This window comes from Geobacillus sp. C56-T2 (genome assembly GCF_007829715.1).
Lineage (GTDB): Bacteria > Bacillota > Bacilli > Bacillales > Anoxybacillaceae > Geobacillus > Geobacillus icigianus.
In genome coordinates this window covers 2,605,861-2,630,164 of record NZ_VJWB01000001.1, presented here as the reverse complement: position 1 = coordinate 2,630,164, position 24,304 = coordinate 2,605,861, and the positions used below count along the sequence as shown (strand labels likewise).

At 55.5% G+C, this 24,304-nt stretch carries 23 protein-coding genes and 1 other annotated feature; of the genes, 22 read left to right on the top strand and 1 reads right to left on the bottom strand.

Annotated elements, in window-relative coordinates:
• Positions 1-242: 242 nt before the first annotated feature.
• The 9 genes from GC56T2_RS13120 (at position 243) to uvrC (ending at position 10,883) form a co-directional block, all read left to right on the top strand.
• Complete coding sequence (locus tag GC56T2_RS13120) at positions 243-1,439, top strand: hypothetical protein (RefSeq protein ID WP_144975776.1); 1,197 nt, start codon at positions 243-245, stop codon at positions 1,437-1,439.
• A 301-nt stretch (positions 1,440-1,740) separates the two neighbouring features.
• Complete coding sequence (locus GC56T2_RS13115) at positions 1,741-2,685, top strand: NAD-dependent epimerase/dehydratase family protein (protein ID WP_033020334.1); 945 nt, start codon at positions 1,741-1,743, stop codon at positions 2,683-2,685.
• Positions 2,675-3,607 (top strand): lysylphosphatidylglycerol synthase transmembrane domain-containing protein, encoded by a 933-nt coding sequence (locus GC56T2_RS13110; protein ID WP_144975774.1) that lies wholly within the window; start codon positions 2,675-2,677, stop codon positions 3,605-3,607. The genes GC56T2_RS13115 and GC56T2_RS13110 overlap by 11 nt, the downstream gene beginning before the upstream one ends.
• The gene (locus GC56T2_RS13105; RefSeq protein WP_144977348.1) at positions 3,604-5,103 is read left to right on the top strand and encodes an alkaline phosphatase family protein; all 1,500 of its coding nucleotides are present in this window, start codon (positions 3,604-3,606) and stop codon (positions 5,101-5,103) included. Before GC56T2_RS13110 ends, GC56T2_RS13105 begins: the two co-directional genes overlap by 4 nt.
• A complete protein-coding gene (locus GC56T2_RS13100) occupies positions 5,060-5,821 on the top strand; it encodes a glycosyltransferase family 2 protein (protein ID WP_144975772.1) in 762 nt (253 codons plus the stop codon). The genes GC56T2_RS13105 and GC56T2_RS13100 overlap by 44 nt, the downstream gene beginning before the upstream one ends.
• Before the next feature lie 83 nt (positions 5,822-5,904).
• Positions 5,905-6,666: a hypothetical protein gene (locus GC56T2_RS13095; protein WP_144975770.1), complete on the top strand. Its 762-nt coding sequence runs from the start codon at positions 5,905-5,907 to the stop codon at positions 6,664-6,666.
• Positions 6,667-6,693: 27 nt separating this feature from the next.
• Complete coding sequence (locus GC56T2_RS13090; RefSeq protein WP_144975768.1) at positions 6,694-7,617, top strand: FTR1 family iron permease; 924 nt, start codon at positions 6,694-6,696, stop codon at positions 7,615-7,617.
• 55 nt (positions 7,618-7,672) lie between these two features.
• The gene (locus GC56T2_RS13085; RefSeq protein ID WP_144977345.1) at positions 7,673-9,100 is read left to right on the top strand and encodes a nucleoporin-interacting protein; all 1,428 of its coding nucleotides are present in this window, start codon (positions 7,673-7,675) and stop codon (positions 9,098-9,100) included.
• A 10-nt stretch (positions 9,101-9,110) separates the two neighbouring features.
• Positions 9,111-10,883, top strand: coding sequence for an excinuclease ABC subunit UvrC (gene uvrC / locus GC56T2_RS13080; protein ID WP_144975765.1), 1,773 nt, complete (start codon positions 9,111-9,113; stop codon positions 10,881-10,883).
• A gap of 186 nt (positions 10,884-11,069) precedes the next feature.
• Here the strand turns inward: uvrC and GC56T2_RS13075 are convergent, their stop codons facing one another.
• Positions 11,070-11,552 (bottom strand): YslB family protein, encoded by a 483-nt coding sequence (locus tag GC56T2_RS13075; RefSeq protein WP_144975762.1) that lies wholly within the window; start codon positions 11,550-11,552, stop codon positions 11,070-11,072.
• Positions 11,553-11,793: 241 nt separating this feature from the next.
• Between GC56T2_RS13075 and GC56T2_RS13070 the strand changes: the two genes are divergently transcribed.
• The 13 genes from GC56T2_RS13070 (at position 11,794) to ilvN (ending at position 24,289) form a co-directional block, all read left to right on the top strand.
• On the top strand, positions 11,794-12,402 hold the full coding sequence (locus tag GC56T2_RS13070; protein WP_144975760.1) for a succinate dehydrogenase cytochrome b558 subunit: 609 nt from the start codon (positions 11,794-11,796) through the stop codon (positions 12,400-12,402).
• Positions 12,403-12,596: 194 nt separating this feature from the next.
• Positions 12,597-14,354, top strand: a complete 1,758-nt coding sequence (gene sdhA, locus GC56T2_RS13065) for a succinate dehydrogenase flavoprotein subunit (protein WP_144975757.1) — start codon at positions 12,597-12,599, stop codon at positions 14,352-14,354.
• A gap of 1 nt (position 14,355) precedes the next feature.
• Entirely contained in the window at positions 14,356-15,117 is a 762-nt protein-coding gene (gene sdhB, locus GC56T2_RS13060) for a succinate dehydrogenase iron-sulfur subunit (protein ID WP_144975755.1), read from the top strand.
• A 172-nt stretch (positions 15,118-15,289) separates the two neighbouring features.
• The gene (locus GC56T2_RS13055) at positions 15,290-15,514 is read left to right on the top strand and encodes a helix-turn-helix domain-containing protein (RefSeq protein WP_033020318.1); all 225 of its coding nucleotides are present in this window, start codon (positions 15,290-15,292) and stop codon (positions 15,512-15,514) included.
• Between the two features lie 211 nt (positions 15,515-15,725).
• Entirely contained in the window at positions 15,726-16,169 is a 444-nt protein-coding gene (locus tag GC56T2_RS13050) for a MarR family winged helix-turn-helix transcriptional regulator (RefSeq protein WP_033020316.1), read from the top strand.
• Positions 16,170-16,178: 9 nt separating this feature from the next.
• Positions 16,179-16,973, top strand: coding sequence for a glutamate racemase (racE, locus tag GC56T2_RS13045; protein WP_144975753.1), 795 nt, complete (start codon positions 16,179-16,181; stop codon positions 16,971-16,973).
• 105 nt (positions 16,974-17,078) lie between these two features.
• Positions 17,079-18,146: a GerMN domain-containing protein gene (locus GC56T2_RS13040; RefSeq protein WP_144975751.1), complete on the top strand. Its 1,068-nt coding sequence runs from the start codon at positions 17,079-17,081 to the stop codon at positions 18,144-18,146.
• A 141-nt stretch (positions 18,147-18,287) separates the two neighbouring features.
• Positions 18,288-19,058: a ribonuclease PH gene (gene rph / locus GC56T2_RS13035; protein WP_144975749.1), complete on the top strand. Its 771-nt coding sequence runs from the start codon at positions 18,288-18,290 to the stop codon at positions 19,056-19,058.
• The gene (locus tag GC56T2_RS13030) at positions 19,055-19,669 is read left to right on the top strand and encodes an XTP/dITP diphosphatase (protein ID WP_144975747.1); all 615 of its coding nucleotides are present in this window, start codon (positions 19,055-19,057) and stop codon (positions 19,667-19,669) included. The genes rph and GC56T2_RS13030 overlap by 4 nt, the downstream gene beginning before the upstream one ends.
• Entirely contained in the window at positions 19,666-20,181 is a 516-nt protein-coding gene (locus GC56T2_RS13025) for a metallophosphoesterase family protein (protein WP_033020309.1), read from the top strand. The genes GC56T2_RS13030 and GC56T2_RS13025 overlap by 4 nt, the downstream gene beginning before the upstream one ends.
• A gap of 614 nt (positions 20,182-20,795) precedes the next feature.
• Entirely contained in the window at positions 20,796-21,695 is a 900-nt protein-coding gene (gene ilvE / locus GC56T2_RS13020) for a branched-chain-amino-acid transaminase (RefSeq protein WP_144975745.1), read from the top strand.
• 16 nt (positions 21,696-21,711) lie between these two features.
• Positions 21,712-21,978 (top strand) — a binding site (T-box leader).
• Between the two features lie 74 nt (positions 21,979-22,052).
• Positions 22,053-23,792, top strand: coding sequence for an acetolactate synthase large subunit (ilvB, locus tag GC56T2_RS13010; RefSeq protein ID WP_144977342.1), 1,740 nt, complete (start codon positions 22,053-22,055; stop codon positions 23,790-23,792).
• Complete coding sequence (gene ilvN, locus GC56T2_RS13005; protein WP_033020304.1) at positions 23,771-24,289, top strand: acetolactate synthase small subunit; 519 nt, start codon at positions 23,771-23,773, stop codon at positions 24,287-24,289. The genes ilvB and ilvN overlap by 22 nt, the downstream gene beginning before the upstream one ends.
• The last annotated feature ends 15 nt before the right edge of the window (positions 24,290-24,304 follow it).

Below are 24,304 nucleotides of genomic sequence, written 5' to 3'. Positions count from 1 at the left end.
CCCAAAGGCGTTCGTATAATGTTCGCTTTTGGGACGTTTTTTTTGAAAAAATCGGTATCGTTCAAAACCTGTCAATGGTCTGAAAGATAACCATTTGGAAACGGAGCGAGCAGCATTGTTTTAGCATCAGCGGAAAAGATAACATATTTATTGAACAATCTATTGACATTGAAAATCATTGTCTATTATAATCTTTATTGTCAATGATAATCATTATCAAAATAATAGTAGGGGGATAAACAATGTCTTGGAAATGGAAATGGATGGCCGTATTCGCCGTAGCGGCGTTGGCGCTCGGAGCATGCGGCCAAAGTGAACAGACGGCGGGGACAGAAAAAGAAAACAAAACAGCCGCCGAGAAACAAGAAAAGTCGAACACGGAGACGAAAGCAGAGGAGGAAAACGAACAGGCGGAAGTGGATTACGCCGGTGCGTTCAGCGCAGCGTTGGCCGAGCTTGAGAAAGCGAAGCAAGGCGGGGCGGTTGACTTCGGCAAGGTGGAGAGCATCTACAAAGAAACGCTGCAGCCGCTTGTGCAAAAACGTGACGCCGAATTCGAGGATGCGGTCGACGACCATATTACCACCGCCCTAGCCGCCGGCAAGGACGGGTCGCTTCAGCCGTTGGTCGTCAAGCAAATTTTTGACAAGTTGATGCAAAAAACGTTTTACACGACGATCAAACACGAGTTTATCGAGGCTGAGGAGCATTGGGCTGATAAAGAAAAAGTGAAAGAAGAAATCGAGGAAGCAAAAACGTTTTATGCGATTTTGCAGCCGACCGTGGAAAAACGCGATGCGGCGTATGGAACGAAGCTCGCTGACGCCATCAACGGCGCATTTGCGCAAATGGAGCAAGCCGTCCAAAACGATGATGTGCTCTCATTTGCCCTCGGCAAGCAAGTGGTGGACAAAACGTTGATGAAAACATTCTACTTAGCGAGCGGAGCGCTGCCACACGGCTATGCGGCGAAGGCGGCTGCGGCCAAGGAAAACGTTGAGGAAGCCAAAGTGAAGCAGGCGGAAGGCTGGGCGTTTTACCAGTCCGTCTACCCGTACATGAAACGGCATGCGGCCGAGGAAGCCGATTTTATTTTGAAACAGTTCGATTTGCAGACGGACGTCAAAACGCTCGACCCGAAAGCGGTAAACCACGCGTTCGTGCGCGGCTGGGCGAAAGTGGCGCTTCACGAATATGAAGAAAGCAAAGAAAATTGGGGGCAGGACAAATCGGTGATTACCGCTTTGGAAGGCGCGCTCTTTATTCACATGATCGAGCAGGATATCAAAACGCTGCTCGGCGACAAGGCGTACGCTGATTTGAACGATCAAGCGACACGCTACTTAGAAGCGGCGAAGGCGAAAAACAAGGCGGAGGCCGACAAATGGCTGCCTCCAATCGAGGCTGCGCTTCAGCAAGTGATCCAGAAAGCGAACTGAACGATCAGCAAGCTTCGGTTTTCTCCTGTTTCCCAAACGCGAACAAACTGATCGGCAAGGGTGTCCGGCGCGGCGCCCTTTTTTTGCACGCGTCCATCCGGGGCGAAGGCCGCGCTGGTTAAACTGCTGATTCACCGCGCCAAAGGTGAAATGGTTTTGAGGATGGTGTCATGGCGAATGGGGAAACGCTCAAGCCAAGGCGGGAAATGAAAACATTTGGTTTTTGCCGGTTCGCCACGACGTTCCCCGGCAGTTTATGGTAAGATGCTAGTGGACAATGGAAGATGATGAGGTGAAGGCGATGAAAGTAGTGGTGACCGGGGGTGCAGGGTTTATTGGCAGCCATTTGGCCGCTCGTCTGCATGAACAAGGTTATGAAGTGGCGGCGATCGATTGTTTTCATCCGTACTATCCTGCTGAACGGAAGGAGCGGCAGTTTCACGCGCTCACCGGCGGCCGGGTGCCGCTAGCTCGCTTCGACTTGCTTGATGGGGAAGCGACGAAGCGCTGGTTCAGCCAGTTTCGTCCCGATGTCGTCTTTCATTTGGCGGCGCTGCCGGGCGTGCCGTATTCGTTGGCGCATCCGCTTGCTTACATCGATTATGACATTAAGGCGACGGTGAACGTTTTGACGGCGGCGGGAGAGGCGGGGGCGGGCCATGTGTTGTTCGCCTCGTCGTCATCGGTGTACGGCGACCGCGGCAATGTCCCGCTCAAGGAAGAAATGGCGGACGGCCGCGTCGTCTCGCCGTATGCAGCCGCGAAATACGGGGCGGAGTCGTTTTGTCACGCGTACGCGCATTTGTACGGATACCGAATGACAATGTTCCGCTATTTTACGGTGTATGGCCCGTGGGGGCGGCCTGATATGGCGATCGGCACGTTTTTGCGCCGGTTGTTGGCAGGCGAAGAGATTGTCGTATATGGACAAGGGACGGCGCGCGATTATACGTACATCGATGATATCGTCGCCGGCATGATCGCGGCGCTTCAGCGCGGCGGCGGACGAAGCGAAGTGTTCAACTTGGGGGCGGGGGCGCCCGTTACGATGGAGCAGCTGCTCGCTGAGCTGCGGAAGCATTTTCCCGATCTGAAAATCGTGCAGGCGCCGGAGCGGAAAGGGGATGTGAAAGCGACGTGGGCCGACATTACGAAGGCGAAGCAGGCGTTTGGCTATGAGCCAAACGTACCGTTTGCCGAAGGGTTGGCGCGGACGGTGGCGTGGGCGCGCGAACATGAACGGTAAGCGGGCGGCCCGTTTGGCGCGCACCATGGTTGGCGCGGCGCTCATCGTGCTGTTCGCCTGGCTGACGCATCGCTATTTTGACAGCCGCCTCTTGCTTGCCCCTCTCGTTGAACTGGCTCGCCAGCCCGTTCGCTTCGCCGCTGTGCTGGTTGTGTATGGCGCTTCGTTTTGGCTGCGGGCGTGGGCGTGGAAGCAATATGTCGGGAAGCCGCTTCGGCTGTCGGTCTATGGGCGCGCCGTGCTCCTCAGTTTGTTTGTCAATCATGTCGCCCCGGTGAAAATCGGCGATGCCGCCCGTGTCGCCGGGCTGGCTCGCCAGCCCGGCGTTTCGCTCGGCGAGGCGGTGGAATCGGTGGCGGTGATGCGGTTCCTTGATATGGCGATGCTGGGCGGATGGACGGTCATTGGGACGTATGCGTATTACCATCACATTCCCCGGGTTCCGCTCTTGGCAGCGGCCGTTGCCGCCGCGGTCGCGCTGACCGCGGTCGTGCTTCGCCGCCCGCTCCGCCTCGAGCGGTTATGGCGGCGCTGGCGGACGGCGTTTCAAGGCCGCCGCGGAGTGGCGATCGTCGCGGCGGTGGCGGCGAGCTGGCTGTGCGAGGCGGCGGTCATTGGCGCGGTCGCTGAGACGGTGGGCCTTTCGCTTTCCTTTTGGCAGGCGGTATGGGTCAACAGCGCGACCGTTTCCGGCCAAATCGTCCAAGTGGCTCCCGGCGGGCTCGGAACGTATGAGGCGGTGATGGCGTTTGCGCTGACGACGTTGGGGGCCTCAGGAGAACGCGCCTATGCGGCGGCCGTCGTCACCCATGCGGTGAAATTTCTATTTTCCTACGCGGCTGGGGCCGTTGTGCTCGCGTTTTGGCGGTCCGACTGGCAGGTGGTGCAGGGCGTGTGGAAAAAGGGAAGGGAGAAGCGATGAAAGAAGCATCACGATTCGAAAAAATTGCGGCGCGCTGCTGGAATTTGTTGAATGAAGGCAAGCCGTTCACGCCGATTTTCGCTGTCGGGGTGATGGTCATCAGTCATGCCGCTGACCTCATTCATGGGCACGCTTTGGCTTGGCTGCTCGGCTTGGCGGCGGCGCTGCCGCTGTTTATGGTCTACTACGTTTACGATTATCCGCTGTTTTTGCGCAATTATTTATGGATTCCGTATATCGTCTTTCTCATCGTGTGGTCGTTTGCCGATGTGGCCTTATTGCTGCTTTCGGCCGGTCTCTATTTTTTCTTTACCGTCTTTTTTTGGGGGACGCTGTATTACCATTTGCGTATCGGCACGTCATGGTGGAATTTCACCCGCTTTTGGAAACTGGTGCTGAAAAACAGCGATTCGACGAGCGGCAACGCCCAAGAGCAGCTGCCGAAATTGTTCCTTTTGCTGTCGGTGTGGGAATATGCGGCGTCTGAGGCGGAGCGCGGTGCCGATTGGCTGCCGCTGTGCGGGCCGTTTTGGCTGTTTGCCGCTGCGGTGTGGCTGTTTTCATCGATTTTGCACCGTCATTTGTTTGACTGGCAGCCGGAGATCATTCCGACTTACACGAGCAACGTGCCGAGTCCCACCGCGCCGGTCAGTGACAAAGTGTACGTCATCGTGATTGACGGGATGCGCAAAGACCGGTTTGAAGCGGCGAACGCCCCGTTTTTGAAACGGCTGCGCGCGCAAGGAACGGAATTTGCGCAAATGGAAACCGTTTATCCGGCGCGCACCGTCGTCTGCTTCACCTCGATGCTGACGGGGACGTATCCGTTTGAGCACGGCATTCGGTCCAATATGGTATGGAAGCTTGGGGCGAAAGTGGAGACGATTTTCGATTCGCTTCGGAAAATCGGAAAAACAGGACGCTTGCTCGGCATCGCCCATTTGGTCGATTCGTTCGGCGACGATGTCGAAACGGTGACGGCCGTCATGCCGAACGACCTGGCCGATCGTTATATTATCGAGCGGGCGAAGCGCATCGTCGAGGAACAAAACCCGGACTTGCTCGTCGTGCAATTGATCGCCACCGATCAGACCGGCCATAGCCGCGGAGTCTTGTATGATGAGTATATCGAAAAAATTGAAGAAGCGGACGCCTTGATCGCTGAGTTTGTCAGCTGGCTTGCGGAACGGGGCGAGCTCGAGCGCGCGACATTGATCGTCTGCGCCGACCATGGCCAAGCGGATGGCATCGGCGGCCACGGCCACCTCGATGAAGGGGAGCGGTATGTGCCGTTTTTTCTATACGGTCCGGCGATTGAGCGAGGAAAACGAATCGATGAGAAAAAAAGCCTCGTTTCGCTGGCGCCGACGATCGCCTATTTGCTTGGCGCGCCGTATCCGAGCCATAGCCGCGGCCCGGTGTTAATTGAGGCGATTCGAAAGGAGGAGCGCGATGAAGAAGCAGCGCGTCATCGTCTTTTTGCCGGCGCACAATGAAGAAAAAGCGATTGGCGACGTCATCCGCCGCATTCCGCGTCATTTTCATCCCGATATAGAGGTCATCGTCTTGGTCATGGATGATGGATCGACGGACCGAACGGCCGAAGTAGCGAAAGAAGCGGGGGCCGATATCATTTGCCGCCTGCCGGAAAACCGCGGCCTCGGTGCGGCGGTGCGGCGGGGGCTTGAAGAGTGTGTCCGTCTCGGCGCCGATATCGGCGTGATGATCGACGCGGACAACGAATATCCGCCGGAACAAATCCCCGACCTGTTGGCGCCGATTGTTGCCGGCGAGGCCGATTATACGATCGGCTCGCGCTTCCTTGGCACGATTCGCGGCATGAAATGGCATCGCCGCCTCGGGAATTATTTGTTCACTTGGCTGCAGTCGCTGCTGCTCGGACAGCGGCTCTATGACGGACAGTCGGGGATGCGCGCCTTTTCGCGCCAGGCGATGGAGGAGGCGGAAATCATCCACGATTACAACTATGCCCAAGTGCTGACGCTCAACTTGGTGCGCAAAGGATTTCGCTTGCAAGAAGTGCCGATCCGCTATCAAGTGCGGACGACGGGCCGTTCGTTCATTAAGTTCACCGCCTATATGACCGCGGTCATCCCGGCCATATGGAAGGAAATGCGCCGCCCGGTCGCCAAAGTCGCCGTCGACCGCGAGGCGCACGATCGCTCCCCGGAGCGGGCCCGGCATTGTTCATAAGAGGAATTCCCTTAGCTGTAAATCGTATTGACGGAGATTATGATAATCATTATCATTAAAATTGACAGAAGGGAGAGGAAAAAATGAGAATGTTCCGCCTCTTTTTTTACATAGCAATGATTGTTATGATCCATCTCATTCCGATAAAAGCGCTTGCCTACTCCTACGGAAATCCGAATGAAGAAGCGATCGCCGAAGTTTACAAGCAGATGAAGGAAAAGCTGAATGAGGAGCCGCCGAATTTTGCCGCGGCTAAAGAAATTTTTGAAACGGTAAAAGAAGAAATCGACATGCATATGGGGCCCGAGCCGGCAAAAGCGGTGCTTGAAGCCCTCGAAGCCAAAGACCGTCAAGCGGTGACTGAAAATATGGAAAAAATTTTAGTGCTCAATATCGCCCGCCGCTTAGAAAATATTGAGAAAAACTTTGACCAGTATGATACGAGCAAGCGGCTGTTGGCGAAGGCGTTTGCGACGTATGAGGCGCTGTCGCCGATCATTCAAGGAAAAGACGCGGCGCTTGACAAAAAGCTGCGCACCGAGTTTGACAACGCATTGCAGTCGCTTGGCAACCCGGGACTGTTCGGCGTCGGTGAGAAAAAATCGAACTTCAATGCGTTTAAACAAAGCAAAGAGACGATTTTAACGGCGTTGCAGAAGCAATTCGGTTTGAAAAGCTTAGAAGTTGGCCATTTTTCGGAAAGCGCTACGGAAAAACCGGATGAAGTGAGAAAAAAGGAATGGACCGACTTGTCGGAATTGAAAAACTGGATTCCTCTCATTGTCATCGTTGCGATCATCATTGGCGCTGTTTGGATTTACGTACGACGGCGGAAACGGACTTAGTCTACTTGTGAAGGGGAGGCGGGGGGCATGGAAGTTCAAGCGCTGCTCATTACGTTTCGTGAAACGCTCGAGGCATTGCTTATTATCGGGATTATTACATCGTATTTGAAGCGGGTGAACCATCGCGAGTATACGAAATACGTATGGCTTGGCGCCGCCTTGGCGGTGGCTGCCAGCGTCGGTGTCGCTATTTTGTTTCAAGTCGTGTTGACCGGCTTCGCTGCGATGGCAAGTGAAATCTACTTGAAAATCGGGATTATGCTCGTCTCGACGCTGCTGTTGACGCAAATGGTATTTTGGATGGCTGAACATAGCCAAGACATAAAAAAAAGCGTCGAAGGGAAACTGGATCAGTTCATCACCGCCGGCAATATCGTTGGCATGGTCATCCACTCGTTTTTAGTCGTCTTGCGCGAGGGGGTGGAAACCGTCTTTTTCTTCGCCGCCATCACGCACGGCAACATCGGCGCGGCGCTGCAAGGCTGGGGAGCGGTAACAGGCATGGCCATCGCCGCGTTGGTCAGCTACTTCTTCTTTAAGGGGACGATGCGCATCCCGCTCAAGACATTCTTTAAAGTGACCGGCGCTTTTATCGTCCTCATCGCCGCTGGCCTGCTCGTGCAAGCCATTTCCATGATGCAAGACATCGGTCTGATCGGCAGTGTCATGCCGCACGTGTACGATTTGACTTGGTTGCTTCCGGAACACCCGATCGATTATGAACATTATTTGCGCGACCATGGTGTGGCCCCCATCTTCTCTGGTGAAGTCGGCGTCTTTTTCAAGGCGCTGTTCGGCTACTCGTCGATGCCGTCGCTTGAGGAAATGATCGCCTATATCGGCTACTTTGTCGTCATTTACTTGCTCGTGACGAGCCGCCAAGGCCAAAAGAACAGCAAACAGCACCCGTCGGCCGCGGCGCCTCAAGAAAAGACGAAAGGCATTCTGTAAAGGTACAAGGCGCTGCGCCTTGTATTTTTTCTTTGGAGGGAAGCTCGTGAAACGAATGTTGCCCGACCGGCTTTGGATTTGTTTCAGTATCGGACTGGCCGCCGTTTTGGCCGGCGCCGGGCTGTATTGGGCCAGCCCGTATGCGGCCACATGGGATGAAGTCGATTTTGCGCTGGCGCTTCAGCGCTATGACTTGTTGGCCATGCAGCCGCATTTTCCCGGCTATCCGTATTTCATTTTAGGCGGCATGGCCGTTCACGCGGTCGTCGCCAATCCGGCTAAGGCGCTTTCCGTGTTGAATGTTCTTGTTCTCTTGTCCGCCGTTTTTCCGCTCGTTTGGCTGCTGCGCCGGCAGATGGCGCTGCCGGCGGCGCTGCTCGCCGCTTTGGCCGTGCTCTCTTCAAGCTATGCGCTCCTTGCCGCCGCCCGGCCGATGTCCGACGGTGCGGCGCTCGGCGTGCTCTGGTGGTACATGTGGGCGGTGGAGTGGGCGCACCGACAGACGACATGGAAGGGGCAGCTGTTGCCGGCCGCCTTGTTCAGCGTGCTGATGGGAGTGCGCCTGTCGTATGCCCCATTCGGTGCCGCGCTGTTGTTCCTTTGGTATGAGGACTGGAACACGCACCGCCGCTTGGGCCGGGTGGCGGCTTCCGTTTTGGCAGCCGCGTTGTTTCAGTTGATTTGGGTGGCGGCGGTGGCGCGCACGGAAGGCGGCCTTTTCCCGTTTTTCAAGCTCGGCTGGGCGTTTGTCCACGGCCATTTCAGCGAGTGGGGCGGAACGGCGGCGGTGAGCCCGCTTCCGTTTTCCGAGCGGGTGCGCCGCTTTTTGCTCGATAACTTTCTTTGGACCGGCATCGGCTGCCAAAACGCTTGGCTGCTCGCCGCCTATGCGGCAATCGGCGCCATCGCCTGGCGCGCCGGGCGGTTTCGACCGCCGCGCGCGCTCGTCGTTTCCGCCTTGCTGTACGCCGTTTGGGCGCTATTGGCGCAAAACATTGAAAAGCCGCGCCACCTTCTTCCGTTGATTCATTTTGCCCTGTTGTATGTGTGGGGCCGCTTGTTGGCCGCGCCGCGGAGAAGGGGATTAGCGCTGGCGGCCGCGGTCGTGCTGTTGCAGGCGGCCGTCGGCATCGGGCAGCTGCGCGAGCAAGTGGCGACGCCGCCGGCTGTATACCAGTTGGCGGACGAGTTGCGTGACAAACGGCAACCGTTTGTGGTATATACGTGGGAAGAAACGCGCGTGTTCGACTATTTGCGCGTGCCGTTTCCGCATCAAAAGGTGCTCCATTTTTCCTTCTTTTTGCAAGACAAAGAAAACTATCGCCATGCTACAATTTATATGACCAATCATGTTGTTGACGGGTTTCGCGCCCAAGGCGTCGATGTTTCCCGCCATGTGCGCCAAGTGAAAACGTATCGTTCCAGTCCGCTTGCCGATCCGGTGTACGGAACGATTACGCTGTACGAATGGATGGAGCAGTGAGGTGGTGGCCATGAACGAGCGGCTGAAAGAAAAACTGGCGGTGCTGCCGGAGCAGCCGGGCTGCTATTTAATGAAAGACAAATACGGAACGGTCATTTACGTCGGCAAGGCGAAGTCGCTGAAAGCGCGCGTCCGCTCGTATTTTACTGGGACGCACGACGGCAAAACGCAGCGGCTCGTCGAGGACATCGCCGATTTTGAATACATCGTCACCTCGTCAAACGCCGAGGCGCTCATTTTGGAAATGAACTTGATCAAAAAGCATGATCCGAAATACAACGTCATGCTGAAAGATGATAAAAGCTATCCGTTTATTAAAATTACCGCGGAAACACATCCGCGCCTCTTGATCACCCGTAAAGTGAAAAAAGACGGCGGCAAATATTTCGGCCCGTACCCGAACGTGCAGGCGGCGAACGAGACGAAAAAGCTGCTCGATCGTTTGTATCCGCTCCGCAAATGTTCGACGCTCCCTGCGCGCCCGTGTTTGTATTACCATATGGGGCAATGTCTCGCCCCGTGCGTCCATCCGGTGTCAGACGAGCAAAACAAGGCGATCGTCGAGCGAATCGTCCGCTTTTTAAACGGCGGCCATGAAGAAGTGAAGCTGGAGCTGAGCCAGAAAATGCACGAGGCGGCGGAGGCGCTCGAGTTTGAGCGGGCGAAAGAATACCGCGACCAAATCGCGGCGATTGAGATGACGATGGAAAAGCAAAAAATGATGTTCAATGATTTCATTGACCGCGATGTGTTCGGCTATGCCTATGACAAAGGCTGGATGTGCGTGCAAGTGTTTTTCCTCCGCCAAGGGAAGCTGATCGAGCGCGATGTGTCGATCTTTCCGCTCTATCAGGATCCGGATGAGGAGATGCTGACGTTTTTAGGCCAGTTTTACGCGAAGGCGCACCATTTGAAGCCAAAGGAAGTCGTCTTGCCGGCCGACATCGACGGCGAACTCGCCCGCGAGCTGCTTGGCGTCCATGTCGTCCAGCCGAAAAAAGGAAAGAAAAAAGAGCTTGTCGAGCTGGCAAGCAAAAACGCGGCCATTGCGCTGAAAGAAAAATTTTATTTCATCGAGCGGGACGAAGAACGGACGATCAAAGCCATCGAGCGTCTCGGCGAGCGGCTCGGCATTCCGGCGCCGCGCCGCATCGAGGCGTTCGATAACTCAAACATCTACGGGGCCGATCCGGTCTCGGCGCTCGTTGTCTTCCTGGACGGCAAACCGGCGAAAAAAGAGTACCGAAAATATAAGGTGAAAACGGTCGCGGGGCCGAACGACTACGAGTCGATGCGCGAAGTCGTGCGCCGCCGCTATACGCGCGTGCTGAAAGAGGGGCTGCCGCTTCCCGATTTGATCATTATCGACGGCGGCAAAGGCCATTTGTCGGCGGTGCGCGATGTGCTCGAAAACGAGCTCGGGCTCGATGTGCCGCTCGCCGGGCTGGCGAAGGACGACAAACATCGCACATCGGAGCTTTGGGCCGGCGACCCGCCAGCTGTTGTGCCGCTTGACCGGCAAAGCCAAGAGTTTTATTTGCTGCAGCGCATTCAAGATGAAGTGCACCGGTTTGCGATCACCTTCCACCGAAAGACGCGGCAGAAGACGATGTTCCATTCGGTGCTCGATGACATCCCCGGTGTCGGCGCCAAACGGAAAAAAGCGTTATTAAACTATTTTGGCTCGGTGAAAAAGATGAAAGAAGCGTCGATTGAAGAGTTGCAGCAGGCGAACATTCCGCGGGCGGTGGCGGAGAAAATTTACGAGAAGCTGCATGAATAGCCGAAAACGTTTGAAGGGGAAGACGAGTGAAGCGGGGAGAAACGGGAATAGACGAAAAGGGAATGACCCAAAAGGCGATCTTCCCTTAGGAAAAACACATCATATAGTGTGCAGGGAGCGGTTAGTGCCTATATATAGCGATAAGAGAGGGTGTCCCAGTCGTTTTGGGACACCCTCTTTTTGCCTTTATTCGTCCCCCTTCGCTTGCGCTTCTTGTTCATCGATTCGCTGCTTTCGGTCCCATTTGACGAAAATGCGCGCCTTGCCGTCCCGTTTTGGCGGCAATTCGATCGCTTCGGTGACCAATCGCGTTTGCCGCTCGATCTGCTGGGCGAGAAATCCGGCTTCGAGCTGGCACGCGCAGCGCTCATAAACGGAAAAGCGGGCGGCGATGATGGCGCCGGACAGCTCGACGGACAGACCATCGTTTTGTTCTTTGACGATCGATAGTGTTCCCCACCCAGCCCGTTCAAAAAACGTTTTGACATCATCGAGCGTGTCGAGCGGGTAGCGCCGCGCCAGCTGTTTGCCGGCCCAATACAGCAGCGAGTCGACGTCCTTGCCAAGCAGCTCAGGAAGAAGCGCATGGCGGAGCAGCTCAGCGCCAAACGCGGAATCGGAAATCGATCCAAATGTTTCATACAGCTTCTCTAATGACGGCAGTTTCATTGCAGCCCCCTCTTTCTATCCATTTCCCCATTATAGCGGAATTGCCGCCGATGTGCATCATCTTTCCGGGAGAGCGCAACTATGAGAATGTTTGAACATTTTGTGGCGGTGTTTTCTTGACGCTCGTACGTTGTGGGAGTACAATGAATGTGACAAAGCGAATGAGGGAATGGAAGCTGTTTCCGTTTCCGCGCTGCGAGCGAGAAGGGCATATTTTTCATCAACTGAAGGGGGTTTCCATATGGCAGGGAATCGGGAGTTTTACTACCGCCGGCTCCATTCGTTGCTCGGGGTCATTCCCGTTGGCGTCTTTTTAGTGCAGCACTTGGTCGTCAACCATTTTGCAACGCGTGGGCCGGAAGCGTTTAACCGGGCGGCGGCGTTTATGGAAAACTTGCCGTTCCGTTATTTTCTTGAAATTTTCGTCATTTTCCTTCCGCTGCTGTTCCATTCGGTATACGGCATTTACATCGCGTTTACGGCCAAGTTCAATACGAGCCAGTACGGCTATTTCCGCAACTGGATGTTCATGCTTCAGCGGATCACCGGCATCATTACATTGATTTTTGTCGTCTGGCATGTGTATGAAACGCGCGTACAAGCCGCGTTTGGCGCCGAAGTGAATTACGAGATGATGGCGAATATTGTCGATAATCCGTTCATGCTTTGGTTTTATATTATCGGAATTTTATCAACCGTGTTTCATTTCGCCAACGGCTTATGGTCGTTCTGCGTCAGCTGGGGTTTGACGGTCTCCCCTCGTTCGCAGCAAGTGTTCACGTACATTACGATGCTCATTTTTGTCGCCCTTTCGATTGTCGGCATTCGCGCCATTTTGGCGTTCGCGTAAAACGCGTAAAAACAGCTTGGCTGGATGGGAAAAGCGGATTTGACGCGGACATTTTCGTTAGGAATCGCTGCGTGGGCTCGTGACAGATCGCGCCCTCGCCGTTCGCCGAACGATCGCTTGGTCGATGGCGGGACGGCAAGGCCAAACGCGCGGCATAGAAGCAGAAGCAGCAATCTATTAGGGAGTGAGTAGCTATGAAAAAAGGGAAAATCATCGTTGTCGGCGGCGGATTGGCCGGTTTGATGGCCACGATTAAAATCGCCGAAGCAGGGGTGCCTGTCGAGTTGTTTTCGCTCGTTCCGGTGAAGCGTTCTCACTCCGTCTGTGCCCAAGGCGGCATTAACGGAGCGGTCAACACAAAAGGGGAAGGCGACTCGCCGTGGGAGCATTTTGACGATACCGTCTACGGCGGTGACTTTTTGGCCAACCAACCTCCGGTCAAAGCGATGTGCGAGGCGGCGCCGGGGATCATTTACATGCTCGACCGGATGGGCGTCATGTTCAACCGGACGCCGGAAGGATTGCTAGATTTCCGCCGCTTTGGGGGAACACAGCATCACCGCACCGCTTACGCCGGCGCGACGACCGGCCAGCAAATTTTGTACGCGCTTGATGAGCAAGTGCGCCGTCATGAAGTGGCCGGGCTTGTCACGAAGTACGAGCACTGGGAGTTTTTAGGCGTCGTTTTGGATGAGGAGCAAATTTGCCGCGGCATCGTCGCTCAAGACTTGCGATCGATGGAAATTAAAGCGTTTCCTGCCGATGCTGTCATTTTGGCGACCGGCGGCCCGGGGATCATTTTCGGGAAATCGACGAACTCGGTCATCAACACCGGTTCCGCGGCCTCGATCGCCTATCAGCAAGGCGTTTACTACGCGAACGGCGAGTTTATTCAAATCCATCCGACCGCCATTCCAGGCGATGATAAGCTTCGCCTCATGAGCGAATCGGCGCGCGGGGAAGGCGGCCGCGTCTGGACGTACAAGGACGGCAAACCGTGGTATTTTCTTGAAGAAAAATACCCGGCTTACGGAAACTTGGTGCCGCGTGACATCGCTGCCCGGGAAATTTTCCATGTGTGCGTCGACTTGAAGCTCGGCATCAACGGCGAGAACATGGTGTATTTGGATTTGTCGCACAAGGACCCGAAAGAGCTGGATATTAAGCTCGGCGGCATTATCGAAATTTACGAGAAGTTCATGGGTGAAGACCCGCGCAAAGTGCCGATGAAAGTGTTCCCGGCCGTTCACTATTCGATGGGCGGCTTATGGGTCGATTATGATCAAATGACGAACATCAAAGGGCTGTTTGCCGCCGGCGAGTGCGACTACTCCATTCACGGCGCCAACCGCCTCGGGGCGAACTCGCTCTTATCGGCCATCTACGGCGGAATGGTCGCCGGTCCGAACGCGGTTCGCTACATCCGCGGCCTTGAGAAATCGGCGGATGCCATGCCGTCGACGCTGTACGACAGCTATGTGAAACGGGAGCAAGAAAAGTGGGAAGCCATTTTGGCGATGGACGGCACGGAAAACGCCTACGTGCTGCATAAAGAGCTCGGCGAGTGGATGACGGCGAACGTGACGATCGTCCGCTACAACGACCGGCTGCTGAAGACGGATGAGAAAATTCAAGAGCTGATGGAGCGTTACAAAAACATCAGCGTCACCGACACGTCAAGATGGAGCAACCAAGGGGCGACGTTTATCCGTCAGCTGTACAACATGCTGCAGCTCGCCCGCGTCATTACGCTTGGCGCTTACCACCGGAACGAAAGCCGCGGCGCGCATTACAAACCGGAGTTTCCGGAGCGCAATGACGAAGAGTGGCTGAAAACGACGATGGCTCGCTACACGCCAGACGGTCCGGCGTTCCACTACGAAGATGTCGACGTCTCGTTGATTAAACCGCGCAAGCGCGACTATAGCAAAAAGAAAGAGGAAGTGAAGTAAGATGAGCGAGAACAAAACAGTTCGATTCATCATCACGCGCCAAGATCGTCCGGATTCCGCGCCGTATGAAGAAGAATTCGTCATTCCGTACCGCCCGAACATGAACGTCATTTCCGCGCTCATGGAAATTCGGCGCAACCCGGTCAACGCCAAAGGGGAAAAAACGACGCCGGTCGCCTGGGAAATGAACTGTTTGGAAGAGGTGTGCGGAGCCTGTTCGATGGTGATTAACGGCAAGCCGCGCCAAGCGTGCGCCGCGCTCGTTGACAAGCTCGAGCAGCCGATCCGCCTCGAGCCGATGCGCACGTTTCCGGTCATTCGCGATTTGGTCATCGACCGGAGCCGGATGTTTGACGCCTTAAAACGGGTCAAAGCGTGGATTCCGATCGACGGAACGTATGACCTTGGCCCGGGGCCGCGCATGCCGGAGCGGAAGCGGCAATGGGCGTACGAGCTGTCGAAATGCATGACGTGCGGCGTCTGCCTCGAAGCGTGCCCGAACGTCAACAGCAAGTCGAACTTTATCGGCCCGGCCCCACTGTCGCAAGTGCGGCTGTTTAACGCCCATCCGACCGGGGCGATGCATAAGGCGGAGCGATTGCGGGCGATCATGGGCGACGGCGGGCTGGCGAACTGCGGCAACTCGCAAAACTGCGTGCAGTCGTGCCCGAAAGGCATTCCGCTGACCACGTCGATCGCCGCCTTAAACCGGGACACAACGATTCAAATGTTCCGCGACTTCTTTGGCAGCGACGAAGTCTAACCGCACGACATCCCCTTCTTGTTTGGTAGGAAGGGGATGTCGTATTTTTTTCCTATTTTTCTATTAGATAAACAAATTTTCGTCACCGCCGTTCTTGTTCTCACATACGATATGGCGAGGAAATACCCATCCGGCAGTTCGGGCCCATTGAGAGCAAGGAGGGTTACCAGCGTTGAAGGACAAATCGTTTCAAGCGAAGCCGCTCTTGACAAAAAGAGAAAAAGAAGTGTTTGAATTGCTCGTGCAAGACAAGACGACCAAGGAAATCGCCCAAGAGCTGTTTATCAGCGAGAAAACGGTTCGCAACCATATTTCGAACGCGATGCAAAAGCTTGGGGTCAAGGGGCGCTCACAAGCGGTCATCGAATTGCTTCGAATGGGCGAACTTGAATTATAAACGATGCCGGCTTTCCATGACGGACAGCCGGCTGTTATGTTCGATTGCGGCCGGACGAGGCTCGATGCCAAGCCGGCCTTTCTGTGCGGCGATGGCCGCATTTTTCTATTTGCTTCTATGATGCCGTGGTGTAAAATAAAAAACAAAGGAGAGCCGTTGGCGCAAGCCGCCGTTTGGGGCTGGGCCGCGAAAATGATCAAGGGGAGATTGTATGCCGTCAGCGATGAATGAAAAAACGGTTGCCGAGTTGGAGAAATTGCTTCGCTATATCGCCGCCAATTTAAAGCAGCGCGGCCGCGAAATTTTAACGAACTACCCGATTACCCCACCGCAGTTTGTCGCCCTCCAGTGGCTGCTTGAAGAAGGGGACTTGACGGTTGGCGAGTTATCGAACAAAATGTATTTGGCGTGCAGCACGACGACGGATTTGATTGATCGCATGGAGCGAAACGGCCTTGTCGCCCGGGTTCGCGATGAACACGACCGCCGCGTCGTCCGCATTCATCTGTTGGAAAAAGGAGAGCGGATCATCGAAGAGGTGATTGAAAAACGCCAGCGCGATTTGGCGCGAGTGCTAGAACGTTTTTCAGACGACGAAATAACTATGTTTGAACACTGTTTGCGCAAATTGCATCAAGAAATGACGAAAGAATGAGGCGATCACTTGGAACGAGCAATTGGTGTCATCGATTCAGGAGTCGGCGGCTTGACGGTCGCCAAAGAAATTATGCGGCAGCTGCCAAAAGAGCAAATTATCTATCTTGGCGATACCGCCCGTTGTCCGTACGGACCGCGCCCGGTGGAAGACATCCGGCGGTTTACGTGGCAAATGATCGATTACTTGCAGCAATATCCGTTGAAAATGCTGGTTATCGCCTGCAACACGGCGACGGCGGTCGCGCTTGACGAAGTGCGGATGAAGCTTGATATCCCGGTGCTTGGCGTCGTTCATCCCGGAGCCCGCGCCGCTTTGAAGGCGACCAAAAGCGGGCATATCGGCGTGATCGGCACGGTCGCCACCATTCGCAGCCGGGCGTACGAGACGGCGCTTCAGTCGATCAACCCGCGCGTCCACGTCGAGAGTTTGGCCTGTCCAAAGTTTGTTCCGCTTGTCGAAAGCGGCGATTTTGAAGGGGAGGAGGCGATGGCAATCGTCGCTAAATCGCTTGCTCCGCTCCGCCCGCTGCCGATGGATGTGCTCATTTTAGGATGCACTCATTATCCGTTGCTTGCTCCGCTCATTCGCGCGTATATGGGGAAAAAGGTAAAGCTTATCTGCTCGGGCGGCGAAACGGCCCGCGAGGTGAGCGCGCTTTTGCACCATAGCCATCTCCTCTATACCGGCGAGCGTGAACCGGAGCATTTGTTTTTCACGACGGGGTCGAAAGAGCTGTTCGAAAAAATTTCCGGCAAATGGTTTGGAAAACCGATCGGCACTGTCGAGGCGATCCGGCTTTAGCGAAGAAAAATCCTTCAGCGTGTTGCGCTGGAGGATTTTTTTATTCTATTTTGCCAAACGGCTCGTATACATAGTAGTACAAACTACGAGTAGGAGGGAACGTCAATGAAACGGACGACTCACATATGGGCGGCGCCGATGCTTGCTTCCGTGTTATTGCTCGGCGGCTGCGGGTTGTTCGGCAAGGATGGGGCGGTGAAGGAAATCGATCCGCCGCAAAACACAAGCTATGTCAAAGACGGCCAGGCGCTGCAAGAAGCGGGCAAAACCAAGTCCAACGAACAAGCGAAAGCAACGGAGACGGTGAAGCGAGAGCTGTATCTCATTGACAAAAACGGCTTCGTTGTGCCGCAAACGGTCGAGCTGCCGAAAACGCAGGCTGTCGCCAAGCAGGTGCTTGAATACTTGGTTGAAGACGGTCCGGTCTCGCAAGTGCTGCCAAACGGCTTTCGCGCGGTCATTCCGGCCGGCACCACCGTGCTTGGGACAAAATTAGAGAAAGATGGAACATTGATCGCCGACTTTTCGCCGGAATTCAAAAACTATAAACCGGAAGATGAAAAGCGGATTTTGCAAGCCATTACGTGGACGTTGACGCAATTCGACAACATTAAGCGCGTCAAAATTCGCATCAACGGGTATGACCAAGAAGTGATGCCGGTCAATAAAACGCCGATCCAAGGCGGTGTGAGCCGGGCCGATGGCATCAATATCCAAGCCAACGGCGTGCCGGATATTACAAACACGCATCCCGTCACCGTTTATTTTGTCGCCCAACAAGGGGACAACACGTACTACGTGCCGGTGACGAGACGCGTATCGAATCGGGAAAAAGACGACATTGCCGCCGCTGTCAACGAGCTCATTCAAGGACCGGACGAAGGGAGCGGACTGGTCGGCGTCTTCCAGCCGGACGCCAAGTTAGTTGACGCTCCGAAGTATGAAGACGGCAAAGTGACGCTTAACTTTAACGAGGCGATTTATGGAAGCAACAAGAAAAACGTCATTTCCGATGTCGTCTTGAATTCGCTCGTGTTATCACTCACCGAGCAAAAAGGGATCGAAAGCGTCGCCATTACGGTCAACGGCAAGGCGAATCTCGTCACCGAAGACGGCAAACCGCTGACCAAGCCGGTGGCTCGGCCGCAAACCGTCAATACGGCTGCCTTTTAGTCGCGCTGGAGCGGCAGGTTGGAAAGGAATGGGCGATTATGGTATAACAAAGAGGGGGAACGGATTCCGCCTCTTTCTTTTTTTGCCGGAAAAACGTTGCGGCTTGGCGCCGCCATGGAACGGAAAAAGGAGGTCGCGCCGATGAGAATCGATGGACGAAGCAGCCGTGAGCTGCGGCCGGTGCATATACATCCACACTATTTGAAACACGCCGAAGGGTCTGTGCTGATCGAAGTGGGCGATACGAAAGTCATTTGTACGGCGACGCTGGAGGAAAAGGTGCCGCCGTTCATGCGCGGCGGCGGAAAAGGATGGATTACGGCCGAATATGGCATGCTGCCGCGGGCGACGGAACAGCGGAACGCGAGGGAAGCGAGCAAAGGGAAAGTGGCGGGGCGGACGATGGAAATTCAGCGCCTGATCGGCCGGGCGCTCCGCTCCGTCGTCGATTTGCAACAGCTCGGCGAGCGAACCGTCTGGATCGATTGCGACGTCATTCAGGCGGACGGCGGAACGCGGACCGCGTCGATTACCGGCGCCTACGTCGCGCTTGTGTTGGCGTTGGCCCGGCTGGTCGAAGACGGGAAGATGGAATCGCTTCCTGTTCGCGATTTTCTTGCGGCGACGTCCGTGGGCATTGATCCCGAACTTGGGGTCATTCTTGACTTGAATTACAGCGAGGATGCCCGCGCGAAAGTCGATATGAACGTCGTGATGACGGGAGCTGGCCAATTTGTCGAAATTCAAGGCACGGGAGAGGAAGCGGCGTTTTCGCGCGCCGAGCTCGATGAACTGCTGGAAACGGCGCAGGCCGGCATCGAACGGCTGATCGCCGTTCAGCGGCAGGCGTTGGGCGAGTGGGCGGCACGCGTCGGGGAGAAACGAATAACGGAACAGGAGGGGGCGGAATGACCGAAATCGTCATCGCCACGAAAAATGCCGGTAAAGTACGGGAGTTTGCCGCCTTGTTCGAAAAGCGGGGCATCGAAGTGAAATCGCTCCTTGATTTCCCTGATGTTCCCGATGTCGAAGAAACGGGAAGCACGTTTGCTGAGAACGCCAAAATCAAGGCGGAAGCGGCCGCGGATCGCTTGCAGCGGCCGGTGATCGCCGACGATTCGGGACTGGCGGTCGATGCGCTCGGCGGTCGGCCGGGCGTCTATTCGGCCCGCTACGCGGGGGAAGAGAAAAACGACGCTCGCAATATCGCCAAATTGCTCAGTGAACTCGAAGGGGTGCCGATGGAAAAGCGCACCGCCCGCTTTCATTGCGCGCTCGCCGTCGCGATCCCCGGGCGGCCGACCGCTGTTGTTGAGGCGACGTGCGACGGCTATATCACCGAGGCGCCGCGCGGGGAAGGCGGCTTTGGCTACGATCCGGTGTTTTACGTGCCTGAACGGGGGAAAACAATGGCGGAACTCGCGCCGGAAGAAAAAAACGTGATTAGCCACCGGGCGAAAGCGCTGGCCAAGCTGGAAGAGCAGTGGGACGACATTATCGGGGAGAAGGGGGGAAGCGAATGAAGGCGATCATTGTCAGTGACAGTCATGGACTGACGGACGAACTGGCGCAAATCGCCGCCCGCCATCGCCATGAAGCGGATTTGTTCATCCATTGCGGCGATTCCGAACTAGCGGCCGAAGCGGAAGAAATTGCCCCATTTGCCGTCGTGCGCGGCAATTGCGACTGGGCAGCGTTTCCGAATGAGCGCATGGTGGAGGCGGCCGGCATCCGTTTTTTGATCACCCACGGCCATTTATACGGCGTGAAAACATCGTTGTCGCGCTTAAGCGATCGGGCCGAGGAAGCAGGGGCGGACGTCATCTGCTTCGGGCATTCGCATCTCGCCGGGGTGGAGAAGATGGGCGGCCGCCTGTTCATCAATCCCGGCAGCATTGCGCTGCCGCGGGGAAGAACGGAAAAGACATATGCGGTGCTTTCGATCGACGGTGGACGGGCTCACGTGCAGTTTTATGATGTCAGCGGGCGGCCGATCGCGGAAATGGAACGAACCGTTTCGCTTGAACGGACATGACGCGACCGCTATTCGAAAAATGTCGTTTGAAGAAGCTTTGCGAACAGACGTGACGGAGCTGTCTAGTCTGCTTTTCACCGCTATTTTCGCAAGCGGTTAAAGCCGGCCGCCCGCTCCTTCGTCGCTATTTTTCCAAGTGGTTAAAGCCGTCTGGTCTGCTTTTCGCCGCTATTTTTGCAGGCGCTGAAAGCCGTCTGTTTCGTTCATGACCGGCTTTTTTGCGGCGTAAGCAGAGCGGGGTTTTTCGAAACACACGGAGCTTGCAAGATCGCGCGTTTCCATTGGGAGGTTTCGCAACACGGGATGAGGAGCGGCGCTGAACACAACGCCGTTCCGCGGGGAAAGAGAGGTTCGAGTGGCGGACCTCTCTTTTTTTTGCACGCCGAGCGCGGTTGGGCAGTGAAGGAGAAAAAATTTTTTTAATCGACAAACCCTTGATTCTATCACAATGTAAGCGCATACAAATAGTTTGACCAATCAAAATTTTCAAAAAACGTTATTGACGGCCGCGAGGTTTGGCATTATTATAATTTTCAAACAAGGGAAACGACACCATAGGACGATCGGACCGTTGCGAGCGAACGGCGGACTGATCAAGGAAGAGGGGAACCGAAGTGGGAGAACAATGGATCTTTTTAAACGGCGAATTTGTCACAAAAGAAAACGCCAAAATTTCGGTCTATGATCATGGGTTTTTGTACGGCGACGGGGTGTTTGAAGGCATCCGCGTCTACAGCGGCAACGTCTTTCGCCTCGAAGAGCATATCGATCGGCTGTACCATTCGGCGAAATCGATTTTGCTTGACATTCCATATACAAAGGACGAAATGATTGGCCACGTGCTCGAAACGATCCGCCGCAACGGCTATCAAGATGCGTACATTCGCTTAGTCGTCTCGCGTGGGGTCGGCGACTTAGGCTTGGATCCGTACAAGTGCAAAACGCCGCAAGTCGTCATTATCGTCGAGCCGCTCGCGCTCTTCCCGAAGCATTTATATGAAACGGGAATCGAAGTGGTGACGGTGGCAACGCGCCGCAACCGCTCCGATGTGCTGAGCCCGAAAGTCAAATCGCTCAACTATTTAAACAACGTGCTAGTCAAAATTGAGGCTCATCTGGCGAATGTGAGCGAAGCGCTCATTTTAAACGATCAAGGCTATGTCGCCGAAGGTTCGGGGGACAACGTATTCATCATCAAAAACGGCGTCATTTATACGCCGCCTGGGTATGTTGGGGCGCTTGAAGGCATCACGCGCCAAGCGATCATCGAAATCGCCGCGGATCTCGGCTATACGGTGAAAGAGGAGCCGTTTACCCGCCATGATGTGTATGTCGCGGATGAAGTGTTTTTAACCGGAACGGCGGCCGAAGTCATTTCCGTCATTAAAGTCGACGGCCGGACGATCGGCGATGGCACGCCGGGGCCGCACACCAAGCGGCTGCTGGAAGAATTCCGCCGCCGCGTTGTTGTCGAAGGAATTAAAGTGTATCCGACCAACGCCAACGTCGGCTGAGATGACAATTGCATAGGAAAAAGCGTTGACGAGGACAAGTAATCAGCGGGGTCAACATCCACAGAGAGCCGGGGGAGCTGGGAACCGGTGATGTTGCCGCTTGATGAACTCACCTCTGAGCGCCAGCCTGAACGCCGGACGGTGAGTAGGGCTGGACGAGTGGAGACGCGCGCTTCACTCGTTACCAAAATGAGCGGCCGGTTTTGACTGGCCGCTCCTGAGGCGGCCATCATGGCCGTGAAGAAGGGTGGTACCGCGGAAAGGAAACCTTTTCGCCCCTTTGGCTGGCTGAAGTCAGCCTTGGTGGGTGAAAAGGTTTTTTCTTATGGAGGACAAACGATGGGGGGAGGAACGAGAATGACAAGAATGAACGTCGAGGAACAGGAAAAAGCGAAGACGAAAATGAAGCTGAACGGGTCATTGATGTTGATTGAGGCGCTGAAAGCGGAGGGAGTCGAAGTCATTTTCGGCTATCCGGGCGGGGCGGTGCTCCCGCTCTATGATGAGCTGTATAAGGCCGGCGTGTTTCACGTGTTGACCCGTCATGAACAAGGGGCGATTCATGCGGCGGAAGGATACGCGCGCATTTCTGGGAAACCGGGGGTCGTCATCGCCACTTCCGGACCGGGGGCGACCAACCTTGTCACCGGACTGACCGACGCGATGATGGATTCGTTGCCGCTCGTCGTCTTTACCGGGCAAGTGGCGACGAGCGTCATCGGCTCGGACGCGTTTCAAGAGGCGGACGTTGTCGGCATCACGATGCCAATCACCAAGCACAACTACCAAGTGCGCGACATCAGCGAGCTGCCTAGGATCATCAAAGAGGCGTTTCACATTGCGACGACCGGGCGGCCGGGACCGGTGCTGATCGATATCCCGAAGGACATTACGATCGCGGAAGGGGAGTTTGATTATGATCAAGACGTTCATTTGCCTGGCTACCAGCCGACGACACAGCCGAACCATTGGCAAATTCGCCGGCTCGTCGAGGCGGTCAGCCAATCAAAGCGGCCGGTCATTTTAGCCGGCGCCGGCGTCTTGCACGCCAACGCGGCCGATGAGCTGCGTCAGTATGCAGAACAGCAGCGGATTCCGGTCGTTCATACGCTTCTTGGCCTTGGCGGCTTCCCGGCCGATCATCCGCTTTTCCTCGGCATGGCCGGCATGCATGGGACGTATACGGCGAATATGGCGCTGTACGAATGCGATTTGCTCATCAACATCGGCGCCCGCTTCGATGACCGCGTTACCGGTAATTTAAAGGATTTTGCGCCAAAGGCGACAGTCGCCCATATTGATATCGACCCGGCGGAGATCGGCAAAAACGTGCCGACGAAAATTCCGATCGTCAGCGATGCGAAAGCCGCCTTGCAAGAGCTGATCGCCCAGCAAGGCAAGCCGGCGGACACGGCGGCGTGGCTTGCCCAGCTTGATGAATGGAAGCGGCGCTTTCCGCTTTATTACGAACCGGAAGCCGGGACGATCAAACCGCAAAAACTGATTGAGATGATCTATGAAATGACAAACGGCGAGGCGATCGTGACAACAGACGTCGGCCAGCATCAAATGTGGGCGGCCCAATATTACAAATTCAACCGGCCGCATCGGTGGGTGACGTCCGGGGGGCTCGGCACGATGGGGTTCGGCCTTCCGGCGGCGATCGGCGCCCAGCTTGCCGACCGGAGCGCCACGGTCGTGTCGATCGTCGGCGACGGCGGCTTCCAAATGACGTTCCAAGAGCTGTCGGTCATTCAAGAGTTGCAGCTGCCGATCAAAATCGTCATCGTCAACAACCAGGCGCTCGGCATGGTGCGGCAATGGCAGGAGCTGTTTTATGACAAACGGTACTCCCATTCGCTCATTCCGAACCAGCCGGATTTCGTCAAGCTTGCTGAAGCGTACGGCATGCTGGGGCTGCGGGCGAAGACCGAGGCGGAAGCGGCCGACGTGTTAAAACAGGCGTTTGCCATCAACGGTCCGGTGCTGCTTGACTTCCATGTCCGCGCCGACGAGAACGTCTATCCGATGGTCGCGCCCGGCAAAGGGCTTCATCAAATGGTGGGGGTGAAAGCATGCGAAGAATCATCACAATGACCGTCAACAATCGCCCCGGCGTCTTAAACCGCATCACCGGGCTATTTACGAAGCGGCATTATAACATCGAGAGCATCACGGTCGGCCATACGGAAATCGAGGGGATTTCGCGGATGACATTTGTCGTCAATGTCGACGACGAACGGACCGCGGAACAAATCATCAAGCAGCTGAACAAGCAGATCGACGTGTTGAAAGTCAACGACATCACCGACCAAGCGATCGTCGCCCGCGAGCTGGCGCTCATTAAAGTGTCGGCTCCGCCTTCGGTCCGCCAAGAAATTTACACGCTCATCGAGCCGTTTCGCGCCTCGATCGTCGACGTCAGCAAAGACAGCCTCGTCATTCAAGTGACCGGCGAGCCGGATAAAGTCGAGGCGTTGATTGAACTGCTGCGCCCCTATGGCATCAAAGAAGTGGCGCGCACGGGAACGACCGCGTTCACCCGCGGGGCGCAAAAAACGGCGGCGCATCAGAAAACGGCGTTCATTATTTAAATCTTGTTCGCCAAC